The organism is Sphingomonas echinoides ATCC 14820 (genome assembly GCF_000241465.1).
In the GTDB taxonomy this organism is placed as follows: domain Bacteria; phylum Pseudomonadota; class Alphaproteobacteria; order Sphingomonadales; family Sphingomonadaceae; genus Sphingomonas; species Sphingomonas echinoides.
The window spans coordinates 3933651-3949094 of sequence record NZ_JH584235.1 but is presented as its reverse complement, the minus strand read 5'-3'; the positions used below and the strand labels follow the sequence as shown (position 1 = coordinate 3949094).

At 65.1% G+C, this 15444-nt stretch carries 13 protein-coding genes and 1 tRNA gene; 8 read left to right on the top strand and 6 right to left on the bottom strand.

Features of this window, described 5'->3' with window-relative positions; translation table 11 throughout:
• The first annotated feature begins 28 nt into the window (after nucleotides 1-28).
• From ON00_RS18250 to ON00_RS18220, 7 genes are all read left to right on the top strand, one after another.
• Nucleotides 29-247, top strand: a complete 219-nt coding sequence (locus tag ON00_RS18250; RefSeq protein ID WP_010408505.1) for a hypothetical protein — start codon at nucleotides 29-31, stop codon at nucleotides 245-247.
• 68 nt (nucleotides 248-315) lie between these two features.
• Nucleotides 316-1218: a sulfate adenylyltransferase subunit CysD gene (gene cysD, locus ON00_RS18245; protein ID WP_010408502.1), complete on the top strand. Its 903-nt coding sequence runs from the start codon at nucleotides 316-318 to the stop codon at nucleotides 1216-1218.
• 110 nt (nucleotides 1219-1328) lie between these two features.
• Nucleotides 1329-3227 (top strand): sulfate adenylyltransferase subunit CysN, encoded by a 1899-nt coding sequence (gene cysN / locus ON00_RS18240; protein ID WP_010408501.1) that lies wholly within the window; start codon nucleotides 1329-1331, stop codon nucleotides 3225-3227.
• Nucleotides 3224-3979: a 3'(2'),5'-bisphosphate nucleotidase CysQ gene (locus tag ON00_RS18235; RefSeq protein ID WP_010408499.1), complete on the top strand. Its 756-nt coding sequence runs from the start codon at nucleotides 3224-3226 to the stop codon at nucleotides 3977-3979. Before cysN ends, ON00_RS18235 begins: the two co-directional genes overlap by 4 nt.
• A gap of 88 nt (nucleotides 3980-4067) precedes the next feature.
• Nucleotides 4068-5414: an ATP-binding protein gene (locus ON00_RS19960; RefSeq protein WP_010408496.1), complete on the top strand. Its 1347-nt coding sequence runs from the start codon at nucleotides 4068-4070 to the stop codon at nucleotides 5412-5414.
• Between the two features lie 119 nt (nucleotides 5415-5533).
• On the top strand, nucleotides 5534-7924 hold the full coding sequence (locus tag ON00_RS18225) for a TonB-dependent receptor (protein ID WP_010408493.1): 2391 nt from the start codon (nucleotides 5534-5536) through the stop codon (nucleotides 7922-7924).
• A 25-nt stretch (nucleotides 7925-7949) separates the two neighbouring features.
• On the top strand, nucleotides 7950-8834 hold the full coding sequence (locus ON00_RS18220; protein ID WP_010408490.1) for a tyrosine-protein phosphatase: 885 nt from the start codon (nucleotides 7950-7952) through the stop codon (nucleotides 8832-8834).
• A 169-nt stretch (nucleotides 8835-9003) separates the two neighbouring features.
• Here ON00_RS18220 and ON00_RS18215 read toward each other — a convergent pair.
• Nucleotides 9004-9080, bottom strand: a tRNA-Arg gene (locus tag ON00_RS18215).
• 49 nt (nucleotides 9081-9129) lie between these two features.
• Between ON00_RS18215 and ON00_RS18210 the strand changes: the two genes are divergently transcribed.
• A complete protein-coding gene (locus ON00_RS18210; RefSeq protein WP_010408487.1) occupies nucleotides 9130-9696 on the top strand; it encodes a hypothetical protein in 567 nt (188 codons plus the stop codon).
• Here the strand turns inward: ON00_RS18210 and ON00_RS18205 are convergent.
• The 5 genes from ON00_RS18205 to ON00_RS18185 all read right to left on the bottom strand — a co-directional run.
• Nucleotides 9693-11906, bottom strand: a complete 2214-nt coding sequence (locus tag ON00_RS18205; RefSeq protein ID WP_010408484.1) for a spermidine synthase — start codon at nucleotides 11904-11906, stop codon at nucleotides 9693-9695. The genes ON00_RS18210 and ON00_RS18205 overlap by 4 nt on opposite strands.
• Nucleotides 11906-12433: a GNAT family N-acetyltransferase gene (locus ON00_RS18200; protein ID WP_010408481.1), complete on the bottom strand. Its 528-nt coding sequence runs from the start codon at nucleotides 12431-12433 to the stop codon at nucleotides 11906-11908. Before ON00_RS18200 ends, ON00_RS18205 begins: the two co-directional genes overlap by 1 nt.
• On the bottom strand, nucleotides 12430-12975 hold the full coding sequence (locus ON00_RS18195) for a GNAT family N-acetyltransferase (RefSeq protein ID WP_010408476.1): 546 nt from the start codon (nucleotides 12973-12975) through the stop codon (nucleotides 12430-12432). The genes ON00_RS18200 and ON00_RS18195 overlap by 4 nt, the downstream gene beginning before the upstream one ends.
• Nucleotides 12972-13964 carry a porphobilinogen synthase gene (gene hemB / locus ON00_RS18190; protein ID WP_010408474.1) on the bottom strand — a complete coding sequence of 331 codons (993 nt, stop codon included), beginning with the start codon at nucleotides 13962-13964 and terminating at the stop codon, nucleotides 12972-12974. Before hemB ends, ON00_RS18195 begins: the two co-directional genes overlap by 4 nt.
• A 48-nt stretch (nucleotides 13965-14012) precedes the next feature.
• Nucleotides 14013-15444 (bottom strand): MATE family efflux transporter (locus ON00_RS18185; RefSeq protein ID WP_010408471.1); only part of this gene is annotated, 1432 nt, incomplete at its 5' end.

Below are 15444 nucleotides of genomic sequence, written 5' to 3'. Positions count from 1 at the left end.
TGGCCCGGCGCTTGCTTAACTTTTTCGCATGTGGACAAAGTTTTCTCGCCTGTTCGTCATCAAGAACAAATTCGAGGCGTTCGCGGTGATCTATGCGCTGGCGCTCGGCGCGGTCGAACGGGGCGTCCATTATCTCCAGCAATATCCTGGGTTCGGGGGGTGGCTGCTGTTCGCGGTGTGTCCGCTCGCCGTGTTCATGGCGGGTGCCCGCATTCTCGACTCGGTCGAGCATAACAGCGCGCCGTGAGCCTGCTTTATGCCGTAACAGGATAAGTTGATCGCACGGCCATTGTTCTGCTCTATCTGGGGCTGATCATGTCCGTCGCCCTCACCCATCTCCAACGGCTCGAAGCCGAGAGCATCCATATCCTGCGCGAAGTCGTCGCCGAGGCCGAGCACCCGGTGATGCTCTATTCGGTCGGCAAGGATTCGGCGGTGATGCTGCATCTGGCGCAGAAGGCGTTCTTCCCAGGCAACCCGCCCTTCCCGCTGCTCCATGTCGACACGACCTGGAAATTCCGCGCGATGTACGATCTGCGCGATCGGGCGGCGCAGGCCGCCGGAATGGAGTTGATCGTCCACAAGAACCCCGACGCCGAAGCGCAAGGGATCAACCCGTTCGACCATGGCAGCCTGCACACCGATCTGTGGAAGACCGAGGGGCTGAAACAGGCGCTGACCGCAGGCGGCTATGACGTCGCCTTTGGTGGCGCACGCCGCGACGAAGAGAAGAGCCGCGCCAAGGAACGCATCTTCAGCTTCCGCTCGGCCAGCCAGCGCTGGGACCCCAAGGCGCAGCGGCCTGAACTGTGGCACCTCTACAATGCGCGCAAGGCGAAGGGGGAGAGCATCCGCGTCTTTCCGCTGTCCAACTGGACCGAGCTCGACATCTGGCAATATATCCTGGCCGAAGGGATTGAGATCGTCCCGCTGTATCTGGCGGCACCGCGCCCGACGGTCGAGCGCGACGGGATGCTGCTGATGGTCGATGACGACCGCTTCCGCCTCGCCCCCGGCGAAGTGCCGGTCGAGCGCTCGATCCGCTTCCGCACGCTCGGCTGCTATCCGCTGACGGGCGCGGTGGAGAGCGAAGCGACGACGCTGCCCGAGGTTATCCAGGAAATGCTGCTGACGACCACGTCGGAACGCCAGGGCCGCGCGATCGATCATGATCAGGCGGCGAGTATGGAAAAGAAGAAAGCGGAGGGGTATTTCTGATGGCCATGTCTCCCCTCCCGCTAGCGGGAGGGGTCGGGGGAGGGCAATTGCCCCACTCGACCGCTCCACTGCCCTCCCCCAACCCTCTCCCCGGGGGGGAGAGGGAGTATTTGCCAGACTCCCTCATCGCCTCGGACATCACCGCCTATCTCGAACAGCACCAGCGCAAGTCGCTGCTGCGCTTCATCACTTGCGGGTCGGTCGATGACGGCAAATCGACGCTGATCGGACGTTTGCTCTACGATTCCCGCGCGATCTTCGCCGATCAGCTTTCGGCGCTGGAGGCGGACAGCAAGCGGGTCGGCACGCAGGGCCAGAATATCGATTTCGCGCTTCTGGTCGACGGGCTCGCCGCCGAGCGCGAACAGGGCATCACGATCGATGTCGCCTATCGCTTCTTCGCGACCGAGAAACGCAAGTTCATCGTCGCCGATACGCCCGGCCACGAACAATATACCCGCAACATGGTCACCGGCGCCTCGACCGCCGATGCCGCCGTCATTCTGATCGATGCGCGTAAAGGTGTGCTGACGCAAACGCGCCGCCACAGCTTCCTCGTCCACTTGCTGCGCTTGCGCCACGTCGTGCTGGCGTTGAACAAGATGGATCTGGTCGGCTATGACCAAAGCGTGTTCGACACGATCGTCGCCGATTACCGCGCCTTTGCCACAGCGATCGGCATCACCGATTTCACCGCGATCCCGATCTCCGGCTTTGTCGGCGACAATATCGCCAGCCGCTCCGAGGCCACCCCCTGGTATGCGGGACCGACACTGATCGAGCATCTCGAGACGATCGACGTCGAAACCGATGTCGCACAGGCGCGCGCCTTCCGTCTGCCGGTGCAATGGGTCAACCGCCCCGATCTCGATTTCCGCGGGTTTTCCGGGCTCATCGCCAGCGGCAGTGTAAAGCCGGGCGACGCCGTGCGGATACTGCCCTCAGGCCGGACAAGCACGGTCGGCCGGATCGTCACGATGGACGGCGATGTGCCGGAAGCCGTCGCTGGCCAATCGGTCACGCTGACGCTCACCGACGAAGTCGACTGCTCGCGCGGTGACGTCATCGCCACTGCCGACAATCCGCCCCAGGTCGCCGATCAGTTCCAGGCGACGATCGTCTGGATGGCCGAAACGCCGTTGCTCCCCGGCCGCAGTTATTGGCTGAAGCTCGGCACCCAGACCGTGGCGGCGACCGTGCAAGCGCCGCGTCATGCGATCGACGTCAACACACTCGCCGAGCTGTCGGTCAAGACGCTCGCGCTCAACGATATCGGCGTGGCGGAAGTCTATACCGACCGCGACCTGGTGTTCGAACCCTTTAGCGAGGGTGCGGATCTTGGCGGCTTCATCCTGATCGACCGGGCGACCAACGCCACCGTTGCGGCGGGAATGCTGCACTTCGCGCTGCGCCGCGCGCAAAACGTGCACTGGCAGGCGATCGACATCACCCGCGCCGCGCATGCTGCGCAAAAGGGCCAGACGCCGCGCTTGCTGTGGTTCACCGGCCTGTCGGGGTCGGGCAAGTCGACCATCGCCAACCTTGTCGAAAAGAAGCTCTATGCGCTCGGCCGCCACAGCTTCCTGCTCGATGGCGATAATGTGCGGCACGGCCTCAACAAGGATCTCGGCTTTACCGATGCCGACCGCGTCGAGAATATCCGCCGGATCGGCGAAGTCGCCAAGCTGATGACCGATGCGGGTCTGATCGTGCTGACCGCGTTCATCTCCCCCTTCCGCGCCGAACGCGAGATGGTGCGCGCGATGCTGCCGGAGGAGTTCGTCGAAATTTTCGTGGACACGCCGCTGGCTGAGGCCGAGGCGCGCGACGTGAAGGGGCTGTATGCCAAGGCCCGCGCGGGCAAAATCGCGAACTTCACCGGCATTTCGAGCGCCTATGAAGCGCCCGAGCGTCCCGATATCCGCATCGACACGCTGCGCGAAAGCCCCGAAGCCGCCGCCGAGCGGATTGTCGAACATATTATGGGCGTATGGAGTCCCGACCTTTGAGCCCACAGACCGACGCCCAACTCGCCCGCGACGTCGCGCTTGCCGCCGGCGCGCTGCTGATCGAGCTTTGCAAGGCCGGTGCGTGTGCCGATAACGAGCTTGGCGATCGCGGGGACGCAGAGGCCAATGCGCTGATCCTGGACTTGCTCCATAGCGCGCGTCCCGGCGATTTCATCCTCTCGGAAGAAGCGCAGGATGACCCCGCACGGTGCGGCGCGCGGCGCGTGTGGATCGTCGATCCGCTCGACGGCACGCGCGAATTTCGCGAGCGGCGCGCGGATTGGGCGGTGCATATCGGCCTCGCGATCGATGGCGTGGCCGTGACGGGCGCGGTTTCGCTTCCCGCCACCGGTCGTGTCTTCGCCACGGACGATTCATTCCCGTCGCTGCCTCCCGCCCCCGCCCAGCCGCGCATGGTGGTCAGCCGCACGCGCGCGCATCCGCTGGTGCTGCGCGTCGCCGCCGCGATCGGTGCCGAACTGGTGCCAATGGGATCCGCAGGGGCCAAAGCGATGGCGGTGGTACAGGGCGATGCCGAAATCTACCTCCACACTGGCGGGCAATATGAATGGGACAATTGCGCGCCCGTCGCGGTCGCCCATGCCGCCGGGCTGCATGCCTCGCGCATCGACGGAGCGCCGCTGCGCTACAATTGCGAAAATCCGTTGCTGCCCGATTTGCTGATCTGCCGCCCGGACTACGCGCAAGCGGTGTTGGCGGCCGTCGCGGCCGAGAATCCCACACCGGGATGAAGCCGCTCAAAACAGGCGATTGTTTCGATAGTGAATCGGCTTTAAACCTCTTCCGACCGGACGCCCGTCCGCTCGCGGGAGATCATCGGTGCGGCTGTTTTCGGGACTGTTCCTGCTGCTGGCAGGTCAGGCGTTGCTGGTTGCCGTGCTGCCGGGCAGTGCGCTGATCGTCAATCTGCAGCGCGGACAGCATGCTTATCTTGAAGCGCAGGACCGCCAGTCGCTGATCGCGTTGAGCGCCTTGATCGCGACGCAGATCCGCGCCGGAACGCCGTTGGCCGGTGCCTTGCCGGCCGCACAGGAAATAGAGAACCAGAACACTGCGGCTGGAGCGGCTCTTCCCCCGCTGAAAAACCGAGTCGCGCTCTACACCGTGGACGGTGCGCATCTGGCGGGTGCTGCCCCTGATGCAGAAGGCGTCCGCGCCGCCCAGCCGGTGATGCTGGCGGGGCAAAGGCGGGCCATTCTTAAGATCGTCGCGGGCAGCGGGCAGACGCTGGCAAGCTACACATTCATGCGCGATCAACTGCTGGGGATTGCGGCGGCCGCCGTCGCGACACTGCTGCTTCTGCTGGGCTGCGGCTATGGCATCGCCGCGCGCTGGGTGCGCCCGCAGCGCGCACTGTTCCGCGCCAGCCGCGCGATCGCCCACGGCGATTTCGCAACCGATTTCAACGAGACCGGCCCGGTTGAAACCCGCGCGACGATGCGCAATCTGGCCCACATCGCCCGCCGCTTCGACCGGCTCGAATCCGCGCGGCGCACCTGGCTGGTGGCGGTGTCCGAAGAATTGCGGGTTCCCGTTCTTCGGCTCGGTGAAAACGTTGCGGCTTTATACCACAAGATGCCGGACAAGCAGCGCGAGTTTGCCGAGGTCGCAGAAGGCGTGCAGCGCTTGCAGGAGATGGCGGAGGATCTCCACGCCGTCGCCTTGGCCGATCTCGGGCGTCTCCCGGTCACCTTCGCCACGGTCGATCCCGTCGCGCTGATCCACAATGCGGTCTGGGCCAATAGCCGCCGCGCCAAGGCGCAATCCGTGTCGGTGGAACCCGGCCAACTGCCCGCGACGACAGTGCTGGTGAAATGGGATGGCGCGCGGATCGAACAATTGTTCACCGCGCTGATCGAAAGCAGCCTGCGCTACACACCCGCCGGCGGGCGCATCGCCTTGGGGCTAGAGGGGCATCGCAACGCGTGGCGGCTGATCATCGACGACAGCGCGCCGGGCGTCGACGTTGGATTGGCACAGCAATTGTTCGAACCCTTCTATCGCACCACCAAGCGACCGGGGGAATCGGTCACCACCTCCGGTCTCGGGCTCGCCACCGCCCAGGCGATCGTCGAGGCGCATCACGGCCGGATCGAGGCGGGGCCCTCTCCGCTGGGCGGGTTACGCGTTACGGTCATTTTACCGGCGACACCGCCAACCGCATGACGGCGAACGCCCCTTTCCCCTATAATTGTGCGTCGCAACATTTATGAACAATATTCGTAACGCACGCGACACGAAATTCGCACACGGAGCCCTGACAGTTCTTAAGAACGGGGGATCCAATGTTTACCAATCACCACACCGTGATGGTTCGGCTGCTCGCCGCGACCGCGTTTTGTTCGACCATCGCTATATCGCCAGCCTTTGCAGCGACCGCACCCGAGACCGCGCCGACCGCGCCCGCCGCTGCCAGCGAAGGCGACCAGCTTGGCGACATCGTGGTGACCGCAGAAAAGCGGCCCCAAACCGCGCAAAAGACGCCGATCTCGATTTCGGTGCTGAGCGGAGCCGATCTTGCGAACCGCCATGTCGTTTCGCTGGCCGACCTCACTGACGGGTCGATCCCGTCGCTCAAGGTCGCGCCGTTCTATTCGCGCAACTCGGCGCTGATCGTGAACATTCGCGGCGTCGGCGTGCTCTCGGACGGCAACCAGCCCGCGCGCGACCAGGGCGTCGGTGTCTACGTCAACGGCGTCTATCTCGGCCGTGCGCAGGGCCTTGGCACCGCGCTGTTCGACATTGACAGCCTGGAAGTGCTCAAAGGTCCGCAGGGCACGCTGTTCGGTCGCAATACCGAAGGCGGCGCGATCAACATCACCACCAAGAAGCCGACCGGCGAGTTTCACGCAAACCTGCTCGCGGGTGTCGGCAATTTCGGCAGCTATAAAGCCGAGGGGCATATCGACTTGCCGTCGGTCGCCGGCATCGCATTGAAAATCGATGGCGTCGTCAGCCGCCGCGACCCACTGGTGAAGAACACGCTGACCGGCGCATCGGGCTTCAACGCCTATGACAAGCGCGGCGTTCGTGTCGAAGCCCTGTGGAAGCCGACCTCGGATTTCAGCGCCGATTACGCGTTCGACACCTCTTATGATGCCTCGACGTCGCTGTATCTGCAGCTCCTCGGCCTTGGCACCAACAAGCAGGCCGCGCTTGGCACCGTCCAGGCGACGCGCGCCGACGTTGCCAATGTCGGTGTTCCCGAACAGCCAAGCGTCGGCAAAGTACATGGCCATGAGTTGAACCTGGAATATCACCCGGCGCGCAACCTGACGATCAAGTCGATCACCTCGTATCGTGCCTTGACCCAGAGCCAATATGATAACGGTTCGGCCGCGACGACGATGTCGAACTCGTCGGGCGTGTTCACCAACGTCGCGTTCAGCCGCTACAGCTTGGCGCAATTCCGTCAGAACCAGTTCAGCCAGGAATTCCAGGCAATCGGCGAACTCGGCCGCCTGAAGTACGTCGCGGGTGCACTGTATTACCGCGAAAACGTGCAGGACAACGCCCAGGCCTTTGCCACCAATCAGTTCACCGATGCGGCCGGCAGCGCCTACACCATTCTGTCGCTCAACTATGACGCGCAGCGCATCGACCGTGCCAGCCATGTCAGCACCACCAGCGTCGGTGCCTTCGGTCAGGCGACCTACACGCCCGCGCTCTTGGACGACGCGATCCACGTCACCGGCGGTCTGCGCTGGACGCGCGATGCCAAGCATGGCCAGCTCTTCACAGTCAACGGGGCGGCCCCGAAGGTGTTCGACGTCATCGGCACCCGCTATCTCGACGCGCATTGGTCGCGGGTCGATCCGATGGTCAACGTCCTCGTCGACGTGTCGCGTGACATCCATGTGTATGGCAAATGGAGCACGGGTTATAAATCGGGCGGTGCCAATTCCCGCTCGCTGCAATATCTCGCGTTCAACCCGGAAACGGTGTCGGTGTTCGAAGCGGGTTTGAAAACCGAGTTCTTCAACCGCCACGCGCGCTTCAACGTTTCTGCTTATGCCGGGACGTATAAGAACGTGCAGGTCGATTTCTCGGGTCTGTACGAGACGATTGTCGGCGGTACACTGACTCGCAGCAACCGCACGACCACCGAAACGCTCAACGCGCCGGGCACCGGTGGCATCCACGGCGTCGAGGCGGATTTCAAGCTCACCCCAGTGCCGCACCTCACGCTCGGCGCGTCCTACGCTTATACCTATGTCCGCATCCCCTCGACCGCCAATCCCTTCCCGGCAACCGCAGGCGGCACGGTCAACAACACCCCGGTCCCGATTTACCAGACCTATACGCCGAAACATGGGGCAAGCGGCACAATCGACTATGAGGTGCCGCTCCAGGGTGCCACGATCCGCGCGCATCTCGACGGCAATTATGACAGCGGCTTTTATGCCAACGGGAACGACGTCCTCTATCTGGGCGCGGGCAACCCCGGCAACGTGTACCAGCCCAAGGGCGACAGCGCGTTCATCGTCAACGGCACGCTGGCACTGGCCGATATCGATATGGGCCGGGGCGACGCGCGCGTGACGGTCTCGGTCTGGGCGCGCAATTTGTTCAACGAACATCATGTGTTCTACCGCGCGCTCAGCCTCACCAGCGGTTACAACGGCTTCTTCAATGAAGCGCGGACCTTTGGCGGGCAGGTGCAGGTGAAGTTCTAAGACGATCCGATCCAGGAGACAGACCATGACGATCGCCCCGCTTCGCTTCAAAATTGCCTTCGCCGCGATGGCCACGGTAATGATGGCAAGCGGGGCGGCAGGTCTGCCCGCCTGGGCCGATACCCCTATCGCAACGGTGGCACCGCAGGAGCGGTTGCTGCCGTTGCAGGGCGGCCGCAACTTCCGCGACCTTGGTGGCTATCGCACCACCGATGGTCGTCACGTCAAATGGGGCCTGCTGTTTCGTTCGGGCTCGATGCACGGCATGACCGACAGCGATTATGCCTATCTCGAGCGGCGCGGGATCCGCGTCGTCTGCGATTTCCGCGACACGCGCGAACGCGCGTCCGAGCCGGTCAACTGGCCTGCAGCGGGCGCACCGCGCGTGCTGAGCGACGATTACAAGCTCGACATGGCGGGCTTCATGCCAGCCGGGCCGATGAAGGATTGGACCGCCCAATCGGCGCGCGCGGCGATGGCGGCGAGCTACCCGCATATGCTCGTGCAATTTCACGACCAATATCGCCGGATGTTCGACGAATTGCTGGCGGGCCATGCCCCGCTCGCCTTCAACTGCTCGGCCGGCAAGGATCGCACTGGGGTCGCCGCCGCCTTGCTGCTGACCGCATTGGGCGTGCCCCGCGCGACCGTGATCGAAGACTATCTGCTCACCAACCGCTATCTCAACGCCAGCACGCTGCTGGCGAAGGACAGCAAGGTGACCGCCAGTTCCATGGGGCAAATGCCCTCGCCGGTGATGCAGGCGCTCCTGAACGCCGACCGCAGCTATATCGAGGCTGCCTTCAAGGTGCTCGATTCGCATCGCGGCGGCGCGCGCGGCTGGCTTCATGACGAAATGGGATTGTCGGACGCAGACCTGACGCGCCTGCGCCGCAGCTACCTCGAATAGAGCGTCTCGCCCGCCATAAGGGCATAAGGGCGAAGCACAGCACAGTCTTTGGAACAGCGTGGCGTGCGCGACGCAGAGGCGCTGTGCGCCACTGCGGTCTACCGCCGTGCCTGTCGCGGTGTCTCCGGGAACCCCGGTAACGTCCTGCGATCAGACACTTTTGAAAGAATGGTGCACCCAGAGCGATTCGAACGCCCGACCCTCAGATTCGTAGTCTGATGCTCTATCCAGCTGAGCTATGGGTGCGTGGAGACGCGCTGTTAGCGGCGTCTTTTAAGAGATGCAAGTGCGTTGCGTGACCTTTCTCATCGGCATAGAGCAATTCGTGATGACGCCCCCCACCCCGCCCGCCCGCCGCGCCCGCCTTGCGCTGGTGTTTGTCCTGACGATCACGCCGTCGCTGGCGGGGTGCGCCGCGCAAACCTCGACTCGCTATCCCTCGCTGCTGCCGCGCGCGATCGAATCGCGCAGCGATGCCGAGCCCGATGTCGTCATTCCCGTGACCGAGGCGGACCCGGCCACCGACCTGGCCTTGGCGGATCTGCGCAAAATGCTCGACAAAACCACGGCGGCGTTTGCGCCCGCCGCTGAAACCGCCGAACGCTTGGCCACTGCGGCGCAAGGCGACAGAGTCGGCGGGGAACGCTGGATTGCCGCACAGACCGCCTTGGCGGCGCTGGACGGCTATCGCGCGACCACCTCGTCGACGCTGACCGACATCGATTCGATGGCGATCGCGCGCGCCGCCGATGGCAAACCCGACTATCCCGCCATCGCCAGCCTGCACAATGCGGCGCAAGCGGCCTTCGAAGCGCAGAGCGCGCGAATCGCCGCGATCGCCGCGCGCCTGCCGGACGCCTAGCGCCCCGCCTTCAGCAGCGGCAGGATCGTCGAATAATCGTCGGTCCACGGCGCAAAGCCCGGGCGCAGCTTGACCGGCTCCCATGCCGAATCGCGGGATTTCAGCGTCTGGATCACCCCCGGATCCCGCGACAGCGCGATCCATTGCGACATCGTCGCCGCATCGCGATTATTGGCCCCTGGACGATAGAAAAGCTGTGCGCTGTGCCAGCCACCGCCCCGCGCTGCCGCCGCGACGACTGGTTCCAAATCGAGGAAGCGATTCGAAATGTGGACGAGCAGCAAGCCACGCGGGGCCAGCACCCGGGCGTAGCTGGCGAATGCCTCGCGCGTCATCAGGTGCATCGGCACCGAATCCGACGAAAACGCATCAAGCGCCAGCAGGTCGAGCGAGGTGGGACGCGCCCTATCGAGATTGAGCCGCGCATCGCCCAGCACGATCGTCGGATGCGGCAGGCAAAGCGAAAGAAACGTGAACTGCCCGGTGTCGCGCGCGATCCGCACCACCGCAGGGTCGATTTCGTAAAAACGCCACGCCTGCCCCGCCACGGCATAGCAAGCGAGCGTGCCTGCCCCCAACCCGACGACGCCGACACGCGCATGCGCTCCATATAGCGTCGGCAGCGCCTGCATCGCGCGACCCACGCCCGATCCCGCGACATAATAAGCGGTCGGCGTCCGCTCACGCGCGGGCGAGCCCAGCAACTGCGTCCCATGGACGGTCGTGCCATGGGCCAATTGACGCTGGGTCGCCATGGAGTGAACGGTATAGACCCCGAAATAACTCCGCGTGCGCGCGTGTGGCTCGAGCGAGATCTGCACCGCGCGGTATCCGCCAAACGCGATCAACGCGCCAAGCACGGCCAGCGCGAACGCCCAGCGCGCGCCGATCGCCACCAGCCCGATCGCAACCATCGCCAGCAACGCCGCTTGCTGCAGCGGGCCCGGCCCGTCAGCCGGCCCCGGATTAGCGAGGATCAGCACGACCAGCGCCAGTACGGCAAGGGCCACCACGCCGGTAAGGACATGGCGGCGCTGGGCGCTCCGGTGCCACAAGACCCCGAGCGGCCCCAACAGCGGATGCTGTGGCACCAAGAGCGCGGCGGCTAACACCAGGATGGGATATTCATACGTCCAGTCGAAGACGATTGGCGCGATCACAGCCGCGAACAGCCCGCCAAGCGCACCGCCCACCGCCATCGCCAGATAGAATCCCGTCAGCCGGTCCGGCTCTGGTCGAAGGCGGTACAGGGCGGTGTTGAGCGCGACGCACCCCAGAAATAGCAGTGCCAGCGCCATGATCGCGCCGAGATACGGCATCCCCCCCATCCCGCCGACGAGGATACCCCCAAATAACAGGATCGCGACCGGCGCGATCCGCGTTTGCATGTCCGCCGTGGTGCGGTCGGTCGCGAAGGCGACGGTGAAACTCAGCAGATATAGGCCAAGCGGCACCACCCACAGCAACGGCATCGCGACGATGTCGGTCGAGATATAGGTGGAGGTGGCAAGCATCAGCCCCGACGCCACGAACGCCAGCGCGATCCAGTGCGCGACGCGACCCCGCGTGGGCGGCGCGGATTGCGGCGATGGCTCGGCCAACCCGACTGCGCCCGATCCGGCTTTCGGCAAGGTGGCGGCGCATAAAGCAACCAGCAACCCGACCACGATATAGCCGCTGCTCCACAGGACACGTTGCCCGACCAGCGCCATGCCCGGCTCCACCAGTAACGGATAGGCGATCAGGCCCGCAAAGCTCCCGAAATTGGATGCGGCGTACAGCGCATACGGATTCTCGCCGTCACGTGACAGGCTGAACCAGCGTTGCAACAACGGTGCCTGGGCCGAAATCGCGAAAAACAGCGGGCCGATCGACAGCGTCAGCAGCCACGGCACCCATAATGCCGGCAGCGCGGTCGGCCCCGGCTGCAGGGCGATGAGGCCGATCGGCAACCACAATCCGGCAAGCAACAGCACGCCAAGATGCGTCATTCCCTGCGCGCGCTGGCTCAGGCGTCCCAGCCAATGCGCATAGCCATATCCGGCGAGCAGCAACGCCTGATAGACCAGCATCGCCGAGTTCCACACCGCCGGCGCGCCGCCAAGCCGCGGCAACGCCATGCGCGCCACCATCGGCTGCACCAGGAACAGCAGAAACGACCCGGCGAAGATCGTCAGCACGAACAGCGGGCGCGCCAGACGCGAAGACATCAGGCGGGGCGGACGATGCGATAAAGAATGTGCTGCTTCAGCGGGCTGCCGTCCGGCACCGCCGGGTGATCAAAATCGGCAGCAAGGTCGCGGGTCATGCCGAGTCGCTCCATCAAGTGCCAACTGCGGTGGTTGGCGGGTACCGTGATCGCGGTAATGCGCGGGATGTCGAGCGTCGCCCAGCCCCAGGCGAGGCTCGCCGCGGCGGCTTCGCGCGCATAGCCCTGCCCCCACGCCTCGCGGCGCAAGCGCCAGCCGATCTCGATCTCGCCCTCCAGGAAGTCATATCCCTTTTGCAGGCCGCAAAAGCCGAGAAAAGCGCCATCGTTTTTGCGTTCGATCGCCCAGAAGCAGCAGCCCGACTCGGCCTGCCGCGCGACGCAGCGTTGATAGGCCGCGCGGGCCTGATCGAGCGTCATCAAGGGGCCGAGATAGCGCATGACCTCTTCGTCCTGCCCCATCGCATGGAAGGGCGCGACATCGGCCTCGCGCCAGCCGCGCAGGATCAGGCGCGGCGTCTCGATCATGGCTTAGGCCGGTCGATCACATAGACGACGCTGTCGCGCAGCCGATCGCCCTCGGGATAGCTGGGATGCTCGTAATCCAGCGTTGGTTCGGCGCGCATGCCGATGCGCTCCATCACGCGCTGGCTCTTGAGATTGACCCGCGCGGTCACCGCGACGATGCGCGGGTCGGCGCGATGGGCCCAGGCCCAGTCGAGCACCGCCCCGGCCGCCTCGCTCGCATAGCCCTGCCCCCAATGCGCCGGGCCGAACATCCAGCCGATTTCGAGCTCTCCCGCAAGCGGGCGGCCGGGGTCGCTCGGCTTCAATCCGCAAAAGCCGACGGGGACGCGATCGGCGCGGCTCTCGACGATCCAAAAGCCGAGGCCCTCGGCCTGATAGGATTGGTGCCGCGCGATCGTCGCGTCGGAAGCGGCGGCGTCCCGCACCGGGCCGAGATCGGCCATCACCAGCGGATCGCCGAACCAGCCGTGCAGCACCGCGCGGTCGTCAGGCGTGCGCACGCGCAACCGCAGCCGCCCTGTCTCGACGATCGTCTCGATCACGCGCCCAGCAACCGCGCCGCCAGCGCCGCATGATAGGTCAGCACCCCCGAACAGCCCGCGCGCTTGAACGCCATCAGCGTTTCCAGCACCATCGGGTCGCGCTCGGCGGCGCCGGCTGCGACGGCGGCTTCGATCATCGCATATTCGCCGCTGACCTGATAGGCGAACACCGGCACCTCGAACGCCGATTTCACCCGTGCGACGATGTCGAGATAGGGCAGACCGGGCTTGACCATGACGCTATCGGCGCCTTCGGCCAGATCGAGCGCGACTTCGCGCAGCGCTTCCTCGGCATTGGCCGAATCCATCTGATAGGTCTTCTTGTCGCCCTTCAGCAGCCCGCGACTGCCGACCGCATCGCGGAACGGGCCGTAAAAGGCGCTGGCATACTTCGCGGCGTAGGACATGATCTGGACATTGTGGTGCCCGCCTTGCTCCAGCGCCTCGCGGATCGCGCCGATGCGGCCGTCCATCATGTCGGAAGGCGCGATGATGTCCGATCCGGCTTCGGCCTGGTTGAGCGCCTGCGCGACCAGCGCCTCGGCGGTGATGTCGTTGACGACATAACCGGCTTCGTCGACCAGCCCGTCATGGCCGTGCGTGGTATAAGGATCGAGCGCGACGTCGGTGAGCACGCCGATTTCGGGCACGGCATCCTTCAGCGCGCGAATCGCGCGGCACATCAGATTGTCGGGGTTGAGCGCCTCGCGCCCGTCATCGGTGCGCAAATGCCCGGGCGTATTGGGGAACAGCGCCAGGCACGGAATGCCGAGATCGCGCGCCTCGCGTCCGCGCGCGACGATGCCATCGACCGACCAGCGCGACACGCCGGGGAGCGAGGCGATCGGCTCTTCCACGCTTTGCCCTTCTGAAATGAACAGCGGCCAGATCAGATCGGCCGGGGTGAGCACGGTCTCGGCATAGAGGCGGCGGCTCCACGCGCTGGCGCGGGTACGGCGAAGGCGGAGAGCGGGGTATTGTGCGGTCATGCCCCGCTTTCTGGAACCGCCCGCGCGCATGCGCAAGCGAGTCGGTGATCAGCCGACCGGATGTTGCGCGCCGATCGGTTCTGCGGCGGCGGCTTCCGCCGGGGCGGCAGCGGTGCTGGCGGGGGTTTCGGCAGGGACGACCAGCCGCTGTTTGCGCCAGCCGCCATAGCGATAATAAAGCGACGACATCACCAAGGTGGCGACCGAGCCGAGCGGGAAGCTCCACCAGAGCGAGTCCGCGCCGAGGCTGTCCTTGAACGCCAGCGCGAAACCGAGCCGCACCGGGTACATGGCGATGATCAGCATCACCAGCGGGGCCCACACCGCGCCGTTTGCGCGCACCGCCGAGAACAGCACCATCGTCATGCCGAAGACGATGAAGTTCCAGCTCGCCAGCACCTGAATGTGGCGCGCGATCGGCAAGGCCGGGCTGCCGCCGCCGAGGAACACCGCCATCACCGGGCGATCGAACAGGATCACCGCGACGACCATGGTCGAGGTGAGCAAGGCGCTGAACAGGAGGCCCGAACGGGTGATGCGATCGACCCGGTCCCACAGCCCGGCACCGATATTCTGCGCGACCATGCTGCTGACCGCCGCGCCGACCGCGAGCGCGGGCATCTGGATATAGCCCCATAATTGCATCGAAACGCCGTACGCGGCGGTGGTGTCGACGCCGTAGCGGTTGACCAGGCCCGTCATCGTCAGCGCGGCGAAGGACACCACCAGCATCTGCGCGCCCATCGGCAGCCCCTTGGCAACGATCGTGCGGATCAAGGCGGGCGACGGAATCAGCCAGGTCAGTTCATGCCCGCGCAGCCGGATCGGCAAATCGCGCAGATAGATATAGGCCAGCAGCCCAAGCACCGCGACATGCGCGGAGATCAGCGTGGCGGTGGCGGAGCCGGCGATGCCCATCGTCGGCATGCCGAACCAGCCACGGATGAAGACGGGGTTGAGCCCGCTGTCGAGCAGGACGCTGAGCACGGTGAACCACAAGGGCGTGATCGAATCGCCCACGCCGCGCAGCGCCATGCCGAGCAGCACCAGCAGCATCGTCGCGGGGAGGCCGAGGAAGATGACGCGCAGATAGGCGAGCGCCAGCGGCATCGCGCTCGACGGGGTGGCGAGCACCTTCAGGATTTCGGGCGTGAAGATCCAGCCGAGCGCCGCAATCACCACCGCCGCGCCCATCACCAGCCCGATCGACGCGCCGAACGCCCGCCTGGCACCCTCGATATCGCGGCGGCCGATGCTTTGGCCGATCAGGATGGTCGCGGCCATGCCGAAGCCGAATACGGCGGCGAACATCAGGAACATGATGGTGTTGGCATTGGCAGTCGCCGCCACCGCGCCTTCGCCCAGGAAGCGGCCGACCCAGATCGTGTTGATCGAGCCGTTGAGCGACTGGAGGATGTTCGCGCCGAGCGTGGGCAACGCGAAAGCGAGCAGCGTCCGGCCGATCGGGCCGGAGGTGAGA

Bases quoted from the DNA above. Each gene is read 5' to 3' on its own strand.
- ON00_RS18220 (WP_010408490.1), top strand. From the start codon at position 7,950: ATGACGATCGCCCCGCTTCGCTTCAAAATTGCCTTCGCCGCGATGGCC.
- cysD (WP_010408502.1), top strand. From the start codon at position 316: ATGTCCGTCGCCCTCACCCATCTCCAACGGCTCGAAGCCGAGAGCATC.
- ON00_RS18205 (WP_010408484.1), bottom strand. From the start codon at position 11,906: ATGTCTTCGCGTCTGGCGCGCCCGCTGTTCGTGCTGACGATCTTCGCC.
- ON00_RS18225 (WP_010408493.1), top strand. From the start codon at position 5,534: ATGTTTACCAATCACCACACCGTGATGGTTCGGCTGCTCGCCGCGACC.
- hemB (WP_010408474.1), bottom strand. From the start codon at position 13,964: ATGACCGCACAATACCCCGCTCTCCGCCTTCGCCGTACCCGCGCCAGC.
- ON00_RS18200 (WP_010408481.1), bottom strand. From the start codon at position 12,433: ATGATCGAGACGCCGCGCCTGATCCTGCGCGGCTGGCGCGAGGCCGAT.
- ON00_RS18250 (WP_010408505.1), top strand. From the start codon at position 29: ATGTGGACAAAGTTTTCTCGCCTGTTCGTCATCAAGAACAAATTCGAG.